This is a genomic window from Paenibacillus sp. FSL K6-1558 (assembly GCF_038002565.1).
Lineage (GTDB): Bacteria > Bacillota > Bacilli > Paenibacillales > Paenibacillaceae > Paenibacillus > Paenibacillus polysaccharolyticus.
This window is the reverse complement of record NZ_JBBOCV010000002.1, coordinates 1-13,671: the sequence shown is the minus strand read 5'-3', so window position 1 is coordinate 13,671 and position 13,671 is coordinate 1. Positions and strand designations below refer to the sequence as shown.

The 13,671-nt window shown below is 44.5% G+C and carries 11 protein-coding genes; 8 read left to right on the top strand and 3 right to left on the bottom strand.

Annotated features, from left to right (window positions below; genetic code table 11):
- The first annotated feature begins 116 nt into the window (after nucleotides 1-116).
- From MHI38_RS27710 to infC, 3 genes are all read left to right on the top strand, one after another.
- Nucleotides 117-440, top strand: a complete 324-nt coding sequence (locus MHI38_RS27710) for a (2Fe-2S) ferredoxin domain-containing protein (RefSeq protein ID WP_154886199.1) — start codon at nucleotides 117-119, stop codon at nucleotides 438-440.
- Nucleotides 441-650: 210 nt separating this feature from the next.
- Entirely contained in the window at nucleotides 651-1,583 is a 933-nt protein-coding gene (locus MHI38_RS27705; RefSeq protein WP_308721920.1) for a manganese-dependent inorganic pyrophosphatase, read from the top strand.
- Between the two features lie 189 nt (nucleotides 1,584-1,772).
- Nucleotides 1,773-2,264 (top strand): translation initiation factor IF-3, encoded by a 492-nt coding sequence (gene infC, locus MHI38_RS27700; protein WP_341182001.1) that lies wholly within the window; start codon nucleotides 1,773-1,775, stop codon nucleotides 2,262-2,264.
- A 116-nt stretch (nucleotides 2,265-2,380) separates the two neighbouring features.
- On the opposite strand, the gene MHI38_RS27695 is transcribed toward infC, so the two are convergent.
- Nucleotides 2,381-3,205, bottom strand: coding sequence for a protein-glutamine gamma-glutamyltransferase (locus tag MHI38_RS27695; protein ID WP_090920700.1), 825 nt, complete (start codon nucleotides 3,203-3,205; stop codon nucleotides 2,381-2,383).
- A gap of 202 nt (nucleotides 3,206-3,407) precedes the next feature.
- Between MHI38_RS27695 and MHI38_RS27690 the strand changes: the two genes are divergently transcribed.
- A complete protein-coding gene (locus MHI38_RS27690; RefSeq protein ID WP_308721919.1) occupies nucleotides 3,408-6,164 on the top strand; it encodes a PAS domain-containing hybrid sensor histidine kinase/response regulator in 2,757 nt (918 codons plus the stop codon).
- A gap of 87 nt (nucleotides 6,165-6,251) precedes the next feature.
- Here the strand turns inward: MHI38_RS27690 and MHI38_RS27685 are convergent, their stop codons facing one another.
- The gene (locus MHI38_RS27685) at nucleotides 6,252-6,464 is read right to left on the bottom strand and encodes a hypothetical protein (RefSeq protein WP_253495001.1); all 213 of its coding nucleotides are present in this window, start codon (nucleotides 6,462-6,464) and stop codon (nucleotides 6,252-6,254) included.
- Nucleotides 6,465-6,583: 119 nt separating this feature from the next.
- Nucleotides 6,584-7,339 carry a hypothetical protein gene (locus MHI38_RS27680; RefSeq protein WP_154958806.1) on the bottom strand — a complete coding sequence of 252 codons (756 nt, stop codon included), beginning with the start codon at nucleotides 7,337-7,339 and terminating at the stop codon, nucleotides 6,584-6,586.
- 594 nt (nucleotides 7,340-7,933) lie between these two features.
- Between MHI38_RS27680 and MHI38_RS27675 the strand changes: the two genes are divergently transcribed.
- The 4 genes from MHI38_RS27675 to MHI38_RS27660 all read left to right on the top strand — a co-directional run bounded on the left by MHI38_RS27675 (nucleotide 7,934) and on the right by MHI38_RS27660 (nucleotide 13,633).
- Nucleotides 7,934-9,628, top strand: a complete 1,695-nt coding sequence (locus tag MHI38_RS27675) for a M3 family oligoendopeptidase (protein WP_253494997.1) — start codon at nucleotides 7,934-7,936, stop codon at nucleotides 9,626-9,628.
- 205 nt (nucleotides 9,629-9,833) lie between these two features.
- Entirely contained in the window at nucleotides 9,834-10,985 is a 1,152-nt protein-coding gene (locus tag MHI38_RS27670; protein ID WP_339838422.1) for an iron-containing alcohol dehydrogenase, read from the top strand.
- Nucleotides 10,986-11,098: 113 nt separating this feature from the next.
- Complete coding sequence (locus tag MHI38_RS27665) at nucleotides 11,099-12,550, top strand: glycoside hydrolase family 32 protein (protein ID WP_341181959.1); 1,452 nt, start codon at nucleotides 11,099-11,101, stop codon at nucleotides 12,548-12,550.
- Nucleotides 12,551-12,694: 144 nt separating this feature from the next.
- The gene (locus MHI38_RS27660) at nucleotides 12,695-13,633 is read left to right on the top strand and encodes a tyrosine-type recombinase/integrase (RefSeq protein WP_339838427.1); all 939 of its coding nucleotides are present in this window, start codon (nucleotides 12,695-12,697) and stop codon (nucleotides 13,631-13,633) included.
- Nucleotides 13,634-13,671: the final 38 nt, after the last annotated feature.

Sequence of the window (13,671 nt, the reverse complement as noted above, 5' to 3'; positions counted from 1 at the left end):
TTATCGTTATCGTTGCACAAACCTGGATAGATGTGCTAATTTATAGAGTTGTAATGTTATACTGTGCAATCATAACAAGATACATATCCTATTGATGTGAGAGGAATGAAGCGAGTTTGGCTATCTATAATCTGGATCAACTGCAACACCATATTTTACTCTGTAACGGCGGAACATGCATGCGTAATGAGGGGGAAGAAGTCACTCAGGCGGTGCGGGACGAAATTGCGAAACAACAGGCGGGAGGATTCATTCATACAACACGTACCAAATGTAATGGCCGCTGTGATGATGGATGTGTAACGATTGTGTATCCGCAAGGCGACTGGTACGGTAAAATGACTCCGGAATCAGGCCGGGAGCTCGTGCAAGCCCTGTGTAAAGGTGACAAGCTGGACGGACATCTGATTACAAATGTAGCGAATACACCTGCAAATTAGAAAAGACGTGGATACCTGTTGATGATAATAAGCCAATAGCTTCTTCTTGATTCCCGGCGTTCTCCACTTGCGAAACTGGCCTTTGTGTAATCTCTCATTAATTCGCTGTAAAGGGATTGGAATTAAGACGTATAAGCGCTATAATCAGTAAGGTATGATTCAAATAAGGATAAGATTAACTTAAACTCGAATTGACGGAGGGCTATGAATATGGAAAAAGTACTAATTTTCGGCCACAAAAACCCGGATACAGACACGATCTGCTCAGCAATCGCGTATGCAGACCTGAAAAGCAAATTGGGACAGGAAGTTGAAGCCGTGCGCCTGGGCGAAGTGAATGGCGAAACGCAGTTCGCACTGGATCAATTCAAAGTTGAAGCACCTCGTATGATCAAAACAGCGGCTAACGAAGTGAATAAAGTCATTCTGGTGGATCACAATGAGCGTCAGCAAAGTGTAAGCGATATTGAAGATGTAACCGTTGTTGAAGTCATTGACCATCACCGTATTGCCAATTTTGAGACAAGTCAGCCTTTGTATTTCCGTGCGGAGCCTGTAGGGTGTACTGCAACGATTTTGAACAAAATGTACAAAGAGAACGGCATTGAAATCAGTGCGCCGATCGCAGGTCTGATGTTGTCCGCGATTATCTCGGATTCCTTGTTGTTCAAATCTCCAACTTGCACAGAGCAAGACGTAGCTGCAGCACGTGAGCTGGCTGCTATTGCCGGTGTAGATGCAGATAGCTATGGTCTGGACATGCTGAAAGCTGGAGCAGACTTGAGTCAGAAAACAATTGCTGAGCTGATCTCTCTGGATGCGAAAGAATTCGCTATGGGTACAGCGAAAGTGGAAATCGCCCAAGTGAATGCGGTTGACGTTAATGATGTGCTGGTAAAACAGCCAGAGCTTGAAGCGGCGATTGAAGCGATTATCTCCAGCAAAGGACTTGACCTGTTCTTGTTTGTTGTGACGGATATCTTGAACAATGACTCCGTTGGACTGGCTTATGGTACATCTACTCAAGCGGTTGAAAAAGCATACAATGTAACGCTGACAGACCACAAAGCATTGCTCAAAGGTGTTGTATCTCGCAAATCGCAGATCGTACCTGTTCTGACAGAAGCATTTAACTCGTTGTAATTCGGGGGACACGCCACGATATTACGAGAAAAAGTCATCGTAATGACAGGTTGTTAATCTTAACGCAACGTATGCAATGTAGGTAACGTTTATAACAGCACACGAAATGTAGTCTAATATTTAAGCCTGCTCTGATCTTCAGTGATCAGGACAGGCTTTTCATGTCAAGGAGGAAGATGCATGGCTCAGATCATTAAAAATGAAAAGATCAAAGCTCACGAAGTGCAACTTACTGGTCTGAATGGAGAAGACCTGGGCGTCATGTCAACACGGGAAGCACTGGCACTGGCCAAACAGCATAAGGTAGACTTGGTGTGTTTGTCCCTGATAACCAGCCCACCTCCGTGTAAACTGATTGGTGCGGGCGCTGCCCGTGAAGAAGCACAACAGGCGAAGAAAAAGGCAGGCAAATCTCCGGATAAACGCAAAGTAAAGGAAATTCGCCTGCATCTGCAAATGGAGGATCATGACCGGGATGTGAAGCAGTCACAAGCAGAGCGTATTCTGAAAAAAGGTGACTCCGTGAAATTGGTCATCCAAGTGCATGGAGCCAAAGAGGGAGAGTCAGGCAAAGTCTGGGCAGAAGAACTGTGCAAAGCGTTGAAAGAACACGGCACTAAAACGACAGGAGTTCAGGTTAGCGGCAAGCAAGTTGTGGTTCAGCTTGATCCACCGAACTGATAACATATTGCAAGGAGCCCAATATCAAGTCAGCGCCATGGCTGCTTGTGATTGGGCTTTTTGCAATGTATGGGTTATTCTATTAATGACGCGTAACTGATCTCATGATCGGACATTCAAGTACGCAAATAGCGACTGCCGCCCACTCGAACATACATTTGTCCAGGTAATACGGGTGTGGTTATGTCCGGGTTGTTGCCGGTGGCATTTTTGGCATAGCGGGATAAATAAAGGAAGTCTGGATATATGACCATATCCATTAAATAGGCCGAGGTCATGCTGCCGGGAAAACGAAAATGATTTAAGGTTCGAATAATTTCCTGACCGTTTGCAATGCCAATACCATGTCCGTAGTACCAGTTTTCCCTCAACATAATGGTGTTTTCACCTTGCCATTCAGGGGTTTTGGGTGACACGTCTGGATTTTTGAAATAAAGCACATCTCCAGGTAGTGCGAGTTCCTTGCCATTCTTTTCTGTCAAACGCAGATCACTGTCGTAATGCCAGTCAAATAGCAACAGATTACGGAATAATGAATTAAAGGCATCCTCACGGATGCTTCCAAGTACGCCTCCATAGAGTACAATAACGGTAGCGGTTGCACACTCGAACGCATATAAGCGTCCGTTTCTCCATATATCTCGGATGCCTTCTGCAGGTGTTACATCTGGCCTTAGCTCGAATCCACCCCGTGCATTTCGATTCCAAAAGGCAGGGTTACACCTGGAGTCTTCGAATGAGGCAAAGCTGACACCGCTTCGGTTCAACCCTTCGGCTGCATCAACAAGGGATTCTCTTAAGCTCCATTCAAAATGGAGATGTTCCATGGATTGATACACATACCTAATGGGGCGGTTTTGTAGCTGCTGTAACCAGTACCATTCAAATGCAGACCATTCGGATGGCGACAGTTGAATCGGTTGATTCGCAACAATAATCATGGGGCAATAACCTCCGTTCTTTCATGACCTGGGTGTGCTGAAAAGCTGAAGATCTTAACGTGTCGATTGTTGCCATGTTTTTTTACTTTTGTTTCGTTTAACTATCGTGGTATTTGGGGTACTACTCTATAAGATATAGTTATGTTCAGGTCGATCTGTTCATACGAATAACATTTACATTCTCGGTAAGGGAGGATACGTAGTGTCGAACTCCATCACACAGAGCCGGTCTCTGTTCGAACAATTATACACACACGCGCCAATCGGCATTGCTGTCGCTTCTCATGTTAATGGACTATGGGTGCAGTTAAATCCAGCTTTTTGCGAGATGCTTGGATCAACGGAGGAAGAACTGTTGCATACTTCCGTTGTACATATGATTTATGAAGAGGACCTCAGGTACGAAGAGTTTCGCCGTAATTTCTGGGAAATGACCAACGGTGAACAGCCGATGTATGAAACAGAGGTGCGCCTGAAACGAAAAAACGGCACGTTGCTGTGGGCAACAATCAGAGCTTGCATTGTCCGGGACGAGGTAAGCGGAGAGCCATTATATTTACTAGTACAAGCTGCAGACATTACGAAGCAAAAAGAGGCGGAAAAAACGCTTCTTAATCAGCGTCAACAACTGGAAGAAAGTAGTCGTATTTCGCGCATCCTGGCTGAATCATCCATGGATCTGATTGCAATTCACGAAGCGGATGCCGAGCGCACGTTCAAATATGTATCACATGCCAGCAGAAAAATGCTCGGTTACGAGCCTGAAGAAATGATCGGACGCTCAGGAATGTTCTGTATTCATCAGGACGATATCCCGGCTGTAAAGGCTTATATCCGCCGTCAGATGATCGGGCTCACTCCGGAGCGGATTAGTTATCGTCTAGTGCACAAAGATGGTTCCCTTGTATGGGCGGATACGCTGACTCATTATGTTTGTGACGAGTCGGGAAATTTGCAAGAGATGGTTGCAGTCACACGTGATATTACAGAAAGCAAACAGCAACAATTGAATTTGCAGGAGTACAAGTCGTTGTTTGATTGTAATCCGCTTGGTGTGGCATCTCTGGATCTGGACGGGAACTTGCTGAAAGCGAATGTTGGGCAGGAGCAATTAACAGGGCATAGCAAAGAAGAACTGTTAAGCCGACCTTTTGATCATCTGATTGATCCGGTCGACTTGGAGAAGACGCGTTATCATTTTGAAGAATCGGTCAAGGGTGTAGCGCAGCGTTATGAGATTGGTCTGATTCATAAGGATGGACAACGAATCGAGACAAGTGTAATCAACGTTCCTATTTTATTAGAAGATAAAGTGGTTGGTGTCTATGGCATTACGAGTGATGTTACAGCAGCCAAACGTTACGTCGAAGAGATTGAAAATTTAAGTTATGAAAGAGCACTGATCTTGAATGGAATGTCCGAAGGTGTGATTGGGCTGGATCTGGATGGAAACGTGAATTTTGCCAATCCTGCAGCGGCGGAGATGATGAATATCTGTCCGAGTGAGATGAACGGTAAACCTTTGGAAAAAATGATGATACAGATGCAGAGCGAGGGCATTCCATATCCGACGAACGCCACACCTATTTTGCGGGCTGTGCGTGAAGGTAGGGCCTTGCCTCGTACAGAATCCGTATTTTGGCGTCAGGACGGATCGAGTTTTCTTGCAGAGTTCCAACTGAAGCCGATTATGGATCAAGGGAAAACACGTGGTGCTGTGCTGGTCTTCCGTGATATGACTTCGGTAAAAGAAATCATTCGTGCCAAGGAAGCAGCAGAGCATGCGGATCGTGCAAAATCCGAGTTTCTTGCCATTATGAGCCACGAGCTTCGTACACCGCTAAACGGGATTATGGGAATGGCACATCTTTTGATGGAAACGGAGCTGAATGAGGAGCAACAGGGATTTGCCGAGATCATGATTGATAGCGGGGAGTCGCTACTCTATATTTTGAATGAAATACTGGATTTCAGTAAAATCGAAGCAGGCAAAATGGATCTGGAACAGGGGCCAGTAGATATTCGGGACATGTTAGGCAGTGTAATAGAGCTGTTCTCCATTAAAGCCTCTGAGAAGAATATTGAGCTGTACAGTGAAATATCGGATCACATTCCGGAACGTGTATGCGGAGATGAGACAAGAATTCGTCAAATTCTGATTAATTTGGTGGGTAATGCTGTTAAATTTACTGAAAAAGGAAGCGTCACGATCGTCGCGGAGATGGATTCTTCCCAAGCATATGGTCCAGATCAGCTGATGCTTTCTTTTAAAGTCAAAGATACAGGCATTGGTATTGCATTTGATAAACAGCATCAATTATTTCAATCCTTCTCCCAGTTGGACCCAGCGATCAATCGGAAATTTGGAGGAACGGGGTTGGGACTTGCCATTAGCAAGAAATTAGTTGAGCTGATGGGCGGAGCCATTGGAGTTCAAAGTGAGATTGGGCAGGGAGCGGAATTCCAGTTTACAATTGTGCTGCACAAGTGGAGAGAAGAAATGATGTCCGAAGAAGGTAATGTTGCTGTCAAGGTAGAACTGCCGGAACGCAACCGTCTCGCAAAAGGCATTCGGATATTAATCGCTGAGGATCAGGTATTGAATAGCCATCTTCTGGAGGAGATGCTTCGCAAATTTGGCGGGGTGTGCGATGTCGTGGAAAATGGAGAACAAGCTATACATTTGCTTGCAACTACCCCTTATGATCTGATTTTCATGGATATCCAAATGCCTGTGATGGATGGGATTGAAGCGACTTGTGAGATTAGAAAAATGCATCCGGAAATCCCTGTGATCGCTGCGATAACAGCCTTTGCAGGGGAGCGAGACCGGGAAGCTTGTTTGCAATGCGGAATGCAAGACTTCATAAGCAAACCTTTTCACTCTGCAGAAATTATCCGAGTGCTGAACACATGGGTACCTTATATTCAATCCCACCGGGGGAATTGGAATGATTAACTCAAAAAACCTGTAACTCCAATGGAGTACAGGTTTTTTTGTGCGCTTAAGTGTGTTGAAGTTACTAAACTGCTAGGAAGCTCGTACTCAGGACCATCCTCCGATTAATCCCGAGAGCGTTACACATTCATCATCTTCCAATTCTGCAATCAGTGTGAGCTCTTCCTCATCCTTCGGATTCACCGAAAATAACTCACGGCGTCCGTCTTCGTGTTTGATGATGACTAACTGATTACCACCTTTTGTATGGAACTGGTACTTCACCCCGATACCAGGCAGGGCGCATTCCCGGATATTCATAAAACTTGTTCACCTCTTTAGTTTTTGCTTAATCATCGTTAACCGTTCTCACAGTACGGATGTATTCTACTATCCATAACACCGTTTGGCAAGTCACAAATCTCATTGCCCGGAAGGGGTCATGAATTTTTTAGATCCGCAATCGAATTTCGCCGTCGTCTTGTCCGTCTGCGCCGTATGAAGAACCAGATGAGCAAGGCCAGGACCAACACAAGGCCTGCGATGGCAACTAACAGGATATTCCGAATATTCGGAATCTGTACTGTCAAATCCAGCTTATTCTTTTGCAAAGGAGAAACGTTCCAGATTAGCGTTTTACCGCCATCTTCTACCTGGTCAGCATTAGAATTCTGGGCTTTAATCGGCAGAGAGAGTTTGAAGTCAAAATTCACATCTTTTAACAAAAGCCGTTTGAGAAAACCCGGAACGCTATTGATCCTATCTTTAATATCCCCATCGGGCATGGATTCCATAAGGTCAGCTTCGGCAAGGATATGCAATTGGGATGTGAAAAAGCCTGGTGTCTTGGATTGTTCGATATGAATTCCTGGCGGTAGCTTCGAGGAATCGAATCCGGTCATGTTGCTTTTTTCATAATGAGTCGTTGCTTTCAACACGTTCTGGTCCGCCTGTTTGGTCACTTCTGTCTTAAAATTATTCCGTTCCAACGCTTCAGCTAGCAAGGGCATTAGATTGTCTTGTCCAATTTTGCCAAGGGCCGAGTCCGACACACTTAGATTCAGATCCAGATCGGCCGTTCCATCTGTATTCACGGTTACATGGGCTTCTCCATCTGCACAGGCGGACAACATGATAAGCATGAGGGCAAACATAATAGAAAGCGATATTTGACGTATAGAAATGCGAGTTGACATGTGAAGCCTGCCTTTCTGCGTAGGTCTAGTGTGGTAATGTCCATATCTATCCAATCCAGAAGTATAGTATACAACGGAACGACGGGAGATGCGAACAAGATGTATAAAACGGGGTAAATGGTGAGATTACTATGGCGCTGGATTAAAAAAGTGAACTAAAAGTGATGTTTATCGTTGATTAAAATTAAAGATTTCGTATTTTTGTCAATGTTCGGTTAATTCAAACGGCCATTCCGCGTGTACACTAAGATAGAGATGAATATACGGGCAAGGGAGGTACATTCATGACTTATATTATTATTCTAGCTGCGATTATGGTTGTGGGTATGATTGGAATGGGCTGGTTCTATAAGATTGTTGACGAAGACAAACATTAATTGTGGAACCATCCATAGGAACAATTGAAAAAAAGACAAGCCTATAAGCTTGCTTCGCGGATGCGAGGCGGGCTTATTTGATATTTTTGTAAAAGCATTTGACCGATGGACAAATATTTTTCGTAAAGTTGGGATTTTTAGGCTTCACTTTTGTATAATAAGGGATAGCTTCTCGGGTTTTTCCCGAAATTTGCCAAACAGGAAAGGGTGTACATAAATGAAGTTTAGTGAATACACGTATACACGTCCCGATCTGGAACACATCAAGACCTCTTTCGGTGAACTGCTGAAGGGATTCGAAGCGGCATCTACAGTGGAAGAGCAGAGTGAATTCATGGACAAGATCAATGCTTTGCGTAACGATTTTGAAACGCAAGCACAGCTGGTCTATATCCGTCATTCTATTGATACCAATGATGAGTTTTATAAGGCAGAGAATGAATTCCTGGATGATAGTCAGCCTGTTGTTCAGGAATACATTACCGATTTTTACCGTGCGCTGGTGAACTCCAAGTTCCGTGCAGAACTAGAGAAAAAGTGGGGACCCCAACTGTTTCAACTCGCTGAGCAAGCTTTGAAAACATTCAGCCCGGAGATCATTGAAGACCTCCAGAAGGAAAATAAACTTTCTACAGAATACAATCAGCTGATTGCTTCTGCCAAAATTCCATTCGAAGGTGAAGAGCGCACGCTGCCTCAGCTTCATCCGTTTGAGCTGTCTACGGATCGCTCGATGCGTGAACGTGCTTCAGAAGCCCGGTATACATTTATGGCGGAGCATGAAGCTGAATTTGACCGCATTTACGATGAACTGGTGAAGGTACGTACACAGATTGCGAAAAAACTGGGGTATCCAAGCTATGTGGAGCTTGGTTATGACCGTATGAACCGTACAGATTATAATGCGGAGATGGTCGCTAATTTCCGTGCGCAAGTCCGCGACTACATCGTACCTGTTGCGACCAAGCTCAGAGAGCGTCAGCGTAGCCGGATTGATGTCGATACGCTTTATTTTTACGATCAGGGCTTCAGTTTCAAAACGGGCAACCCAACACCCAAAGGTGATCCGGACTGGATCGTAGAGAACGGGAAACGCATGTACGCAGAACTTTCACCAGAAACAGATGTGTTTTTCCAGATGATGACTGACAACGAATTGATGGATCTGGTAAGCAAAAAAGGCAAACAGGGTGGCGGATATTGCACGTTCCTGAACGATTACAAAGTGCCGTTCATTTTCTCCAACTTCAACGGTACGTCGGGTGACATTGATGTATTGACCCATGAAGCTGGACATGCTTTCCAGGTGTATGAAAGCCGCAACTTCGCGGTACCGGAATATAACTGGCCTACATTTGAATCCGCAGAGATTCATTCCATGAGTATGGAGTTTTTCACTTGGCCATGGATGGAGCTGTTCTTCAAGGAAGATACAGACAAGTACAAGTTCGATCATTTGTCCTCAGCCCTGTTGTTTATTCCATATGGTGTATCTGTGGATGAATTCCAGCATTTTGTCTATGCGAACCCGGATGCGACACCAGCAGAACGCAAGCAGGCTTGGCGTAACATTGAGAAGACTTATCTGCCGCATATCAACTACAAGGATAACGCATATCTGGAGCAAGGCGGATTCTGGCATAAACAAGGTCATATTTTCTCTTCACCATTCTATTACATTGACTACACGCTGGCACAAATCTGTGCGTTCCAGTTCTGGAAACGCAGTAATGAAGATATGAAATCAGCATGGGCTGATTATCTGACTTTGTGCAAAGCTGGTGGTAGCCTGTCCTTCACAGGTCTGGTGGAGCTTGCTGGTTTAAAATCACCATTTGAAGACGGCTGTGTATCATCCGTCATTGGTGAGATTGAAGCTTGGCTTGATAGTGTAAACGACAAGGCATTGTAATCGGAAAAGTAATCAAACGATATGACGGCTTAGACCCTGCGGGTGTCCAAGTCGTCTTTTTTATGATCAAAGAAACTATAAAATCCGGTTAGCTGCATGGGACAATGTAACATTTATCAGTTGATTGTGATTTATTTCACTATAGCTGGAAACGGATTCAGTTACAATAAAGGTAGTAAATCAGGGTTACAGGAGGCTGGTTCAGATGGCAACGCATGCATATTATGTCCCACCCGTGAATTTGATGGGTAGAGGGTGTTTGCAGGATGCAGCTCCAATGATTGGACAGATGGGTATACGTAAGGCTCTGGTCGTTACGGATCAGGAACTGGTTACGTCAGGTATTGCCGAACGTGTATTGTCTACGCTGCGGAAAGCAGGGTTAGACTATGTCGTATATGATGAGGTACAGCCCAATCCAACATGCGAGCAAGTGCATGAAGGGTTACAAGTATTCCAGAACCATGGCTGTGACGCCATTATATCGATAGGCGGAGGTTCACCGCAGGATGCTGCAAAAGCGATTGGAATCGTTGCTGCAAACGGTGGACACATCCGTCAATATGAAGGACTGCACCAATCCCGAACCAAATCGGTTCCGCTTGTAGCTGTGAATACAACAGCTGGTACATCAAGCGAGGTAACGATGAACTACGTGATTACAGATGAGGAGCGAAAAGTGAAAATGGTGATGGTAGACCGGAACTGTCTAGTTGATCTGTCGGTAAATGATCCAGAACTTATGCTGAGTAAACCTGCGAGTCTGACTGCTGCAACGGGTATGGACGCGTTAACCCATGCGGTTGAAGCGATGGTTACACCAGGCGGATTTACGGTTACAAGTGCAACGGCTGCTGCTGCGGTCAAATTGATCTTTGAATATTTGCCAAGAGCAGTGAAGGATGGGACTGATCTGGAAGCAAGGGAGTATATGACTTACGCCTGTTTCCTGGGAGGTATTGCTTTTAACAATGCGGGTCTCGGATATGTTCATGCCATGGCACATCAATTAGGCGGGGTGTATGATCTGCCACATGGTGTGTGCAACGCGATGTTGCTTCCTTATGTTGAAGAGATGAATGCCAAACATGTGCCGGACAAATTCCGTCATATCGCCAAGGCGATCGGGATGGATGTAAAGGAGCGCACCGATGAGGAATGTGCAGCATACGTCATTACTGCGATTCGGAACCTGGCCAAAGAAGTGGGGATTCCTGAAAAGCTGTCTGAACTTGGGGTACAGAACCCGGATGTGGAGTTGCTTGCAAGTAATGCAATGAAAGATGCTTGTGCACCAGGTAATCCGTATCAACCGTCCAAGGATGAGGTTATGAACCTTTTCCGAAAGATAATCTAGAACAGATTGAAGAGAAGCTTTTATACTACTCAGGTTTAGACTATAGAGAAATAAATAATGATACAATGGAGTCGCTGAGATCAGCGGCTTTTTTTGACTTGACTTGATTTGACTTGAATAGATATGAATTGTGGGATACGCTAACATCTGTTGTTGAAAAAGTTAATAATGTTGGCGTTACATACTATGTTGGAGACTCCAATGTATTTAAATCGTTGATGGAGGCCGTGATGAAACAGGATCAATTACATGTAAAAGCACCTGGCAACTGGATGAATGACCCGAACGGGTTTATCTATTACCGAGGAGAGTACCACTTATTCTATCAATACTTTCCGTATGGCCTGCAGTGGGGCACCATGCATTGGGGTCATGCGACCAGCCCGGATTTGGTCACATGGACGCACCATCCTATAGCCCTATATCCAAGCAAAGGGTATGACCAAAATGGTTGTTTCTCTGGAACGGCACTCGAAGTGCAAGGCCAAATGTTTTTATTTTATACCGCTGTCAAATACGATGTGCTCAATGAAGAGAACATTCATGTGATTGTGGATGATCAATTCGAGTCGAGTCAGGCTGTGATCATCTCGGAGGATGGCTATACGTTTGATAACCTGACCTCTAAGCAGCAGATCATACCGCCGATCGTCGATTCTGTTCTGGGGGATCGCACGCATACACGTGATCCAAAAGTGTGGAAGTCCCGGGATCGGTATTATATGATTTTGGGCACCAAGACGAGAGATCGACAGGGCAAGCTTTTGTTTTATTCAAGTGAGGATCTGCTCCAGTGGACGTATGTGAACAGCTACACCAAGTCAGGGTTAGGGTATATGTGGGAGTGCCCGGATATTTTCAGTTTGTTGGATCATTCGAGTGGAGCCCAGCAGACTGTACTGCTGATGTCCCCGGAAGGGATTCAAAGCGAACCGTTGTATACAAGTCACGCGATGTGCAGTCTGGTTTCGTTCAAAGAAGAGAGCTGCGATATCGTCATTCCGGATCAATTGAATATGGTCGATTTTGGTGGAGACTTGTATGCGCCTCAGACGAATCTGGATGCAGCAGGGCGCCGAGTCATGGTAGCCTGGATGCGGATGCCGCTACCTGTGGAGAATCCGGGTGAGAAGCCGTGGATTGGCATGATGGCCTTGCCACGAGTCATCGAGGTCGAGGGCGAACAGATATATTTCCGAGTGCATCCTGAGGTGGAGACTCATTTTAAGACCCCTATCCCTGTCGAGCAGATTAATTATGCCAAGCCATTTCAATTGAAAGTTGCGTTGCAGGAACATCAGGTTCTGGATATTGGCGGTTATCGAATATGGCTGGAAGACGGAAGAGTGCATACCGATCGGGCAGAGGTGTTTAGGGGCTTGGATCAATATGATCTTCAGTTTCAGACTCCGGAGCTTCAGGGGAACTGTGAACTCAACATTTTTGTAGAACCTAACTTGATTGAAATTTTTGTGAATCAGGGGCAGTATGTATTAAGCAATGTGGTATATGATCTGAAAGCTTATGTAAGCTATACGGGTGAATTGGAGTGTAAAATAGGATAAGTGCAGTGTTAGAGCCGGAGAAATCCGGCTTCTTTGATGCATACGTATTCAATGTGTCTATAGACATCTTCACAAATAAAGTCTAATGCGTAATAATGTAGGTCGGGCTATTGGCAGCATATGACATGCACTTCAGGAGGCATCATGAAACTCAGCACAACTGATCTAAACCATTATTTGCGACAGTATGAGATCTATTTGAGTGTAGAACGCAATCTGTCTCATAAATCCATCAGAGCATATTTATCTGATCTGAATAGACTTGTAATCTGGCTTGATTCACATGTATTACACGAAGTAACTAGAGATAATCTGCGCAAATACCTTGAACAATTAACGAGTGAACAGACGCTTAAAGACTCTACGATTAAGAGGAAATACATATGTTTTAAAGCATTTTTCAATTATCTCGTGCAGAACGGAAATCTTAAGGAATCACCCATCGACGGTTACGGGAAGAAATTCAAAACGGCAAGGCGCATTCCCAAGACACTTTCCGTCAATGAGATTGAGAAATTGTTAAATGCCCCCCAAGAGCATATGAAACAGTTACACACGATTTTTCGAAAGAGGATAAACCTGCGAAATGCCGCAATTATTGAGTTGTTATACGTCATCGGGATTCGTATTGGTGAATTGGTTAGTATAGATATTGAGCATATTGATCTTGAAGAGAGAACCGTGCTCATCTTTGGGAAAGGGCGTAAGGAGCGACTCTTATATATTTCAAGTGAAGAGGTTATTCAAAAGATTAAGAGCTGGCTCCAAGTTCGTGAGTACTTCGAACCTCAAAGTGACGCTCTTTTTCTTAATAAATATGGCCATAGGCTCTCCATATATTCTATAGAGGACATTTTTTCGAAATTTAGAGATATGTCAAAAGTAAGTAAAAATTCAACTCCGCATTATCTTCGCCACAGTTTTGCTACTCATTTGCTAAATAATGGTGCAGATCTGCGATCGGTACAGGAGATTCTTGGACATACCAATGTAAGCACGACACAAATCTATACCGAAGTCTCTGTGGAGCGAAAGAAGGATGTGCTGTCGAGGTTTAATCCAAGAAATAACTTAAAAGTGTAGAGAAAAACCTCCAAATAACTATAAATTATTTGGAGGTT

What these genes read in the sequence shown, in the direction of transcription:
- MHI38_RS27705 (WP_308721920.1), top strand. Translation starts at nt 651, where the DNA reads ATGGAAAAAGTACTAATTTTCGGCCACAAAAACCCGGATACAGACACG.
- MHI38_RS27695 (WP_090920700.1), bottom strand. Translation starts at nt 3,205, where the DNA reads ATGATTATTGTTGCGAATCAACCGATTCAACTGTCGCCATCCGAATGG.
- MHI38_RS27685 (WP_253495001.1), bottom strand. Translation starts at nt 6,464, where the DNA reads ATGAATATCCGGGAATGCGCCCTGCCTGGTATCGGGGTGAAGTACCAG.
- MHI38_RS27680 (WP_154958806.1), bottom strand. Translation starts at nt 7,339, where the DNA reads ATGTCAACTCGCATTTCTATACGTCAAATATCGCTTTCTATTATGTTT.
- MHI38_RS27675 (WP_253494997.1), top strand. Translation starts at nt 7,934, where the DNA reads ATGAAGTTTAGTGAATACACGTATACACGTCCCGATCTGGAACACATC.
- MHI38_RS27670 (WP_339838422.1), top strand. Translation starts at nt 9,834, where the DNA reads ATGGCAACGCATGCATATTATGTCCCACCCGTGAATTTGATGGGTAGA.
- MHI38_RS27660 (WP_339838427.1), top strand. Translation starts at nt 12,695, where the DNA reads ATGAAACTCAGCACAACTGATCTAAACCATTATTTGCGACAGTATGAG.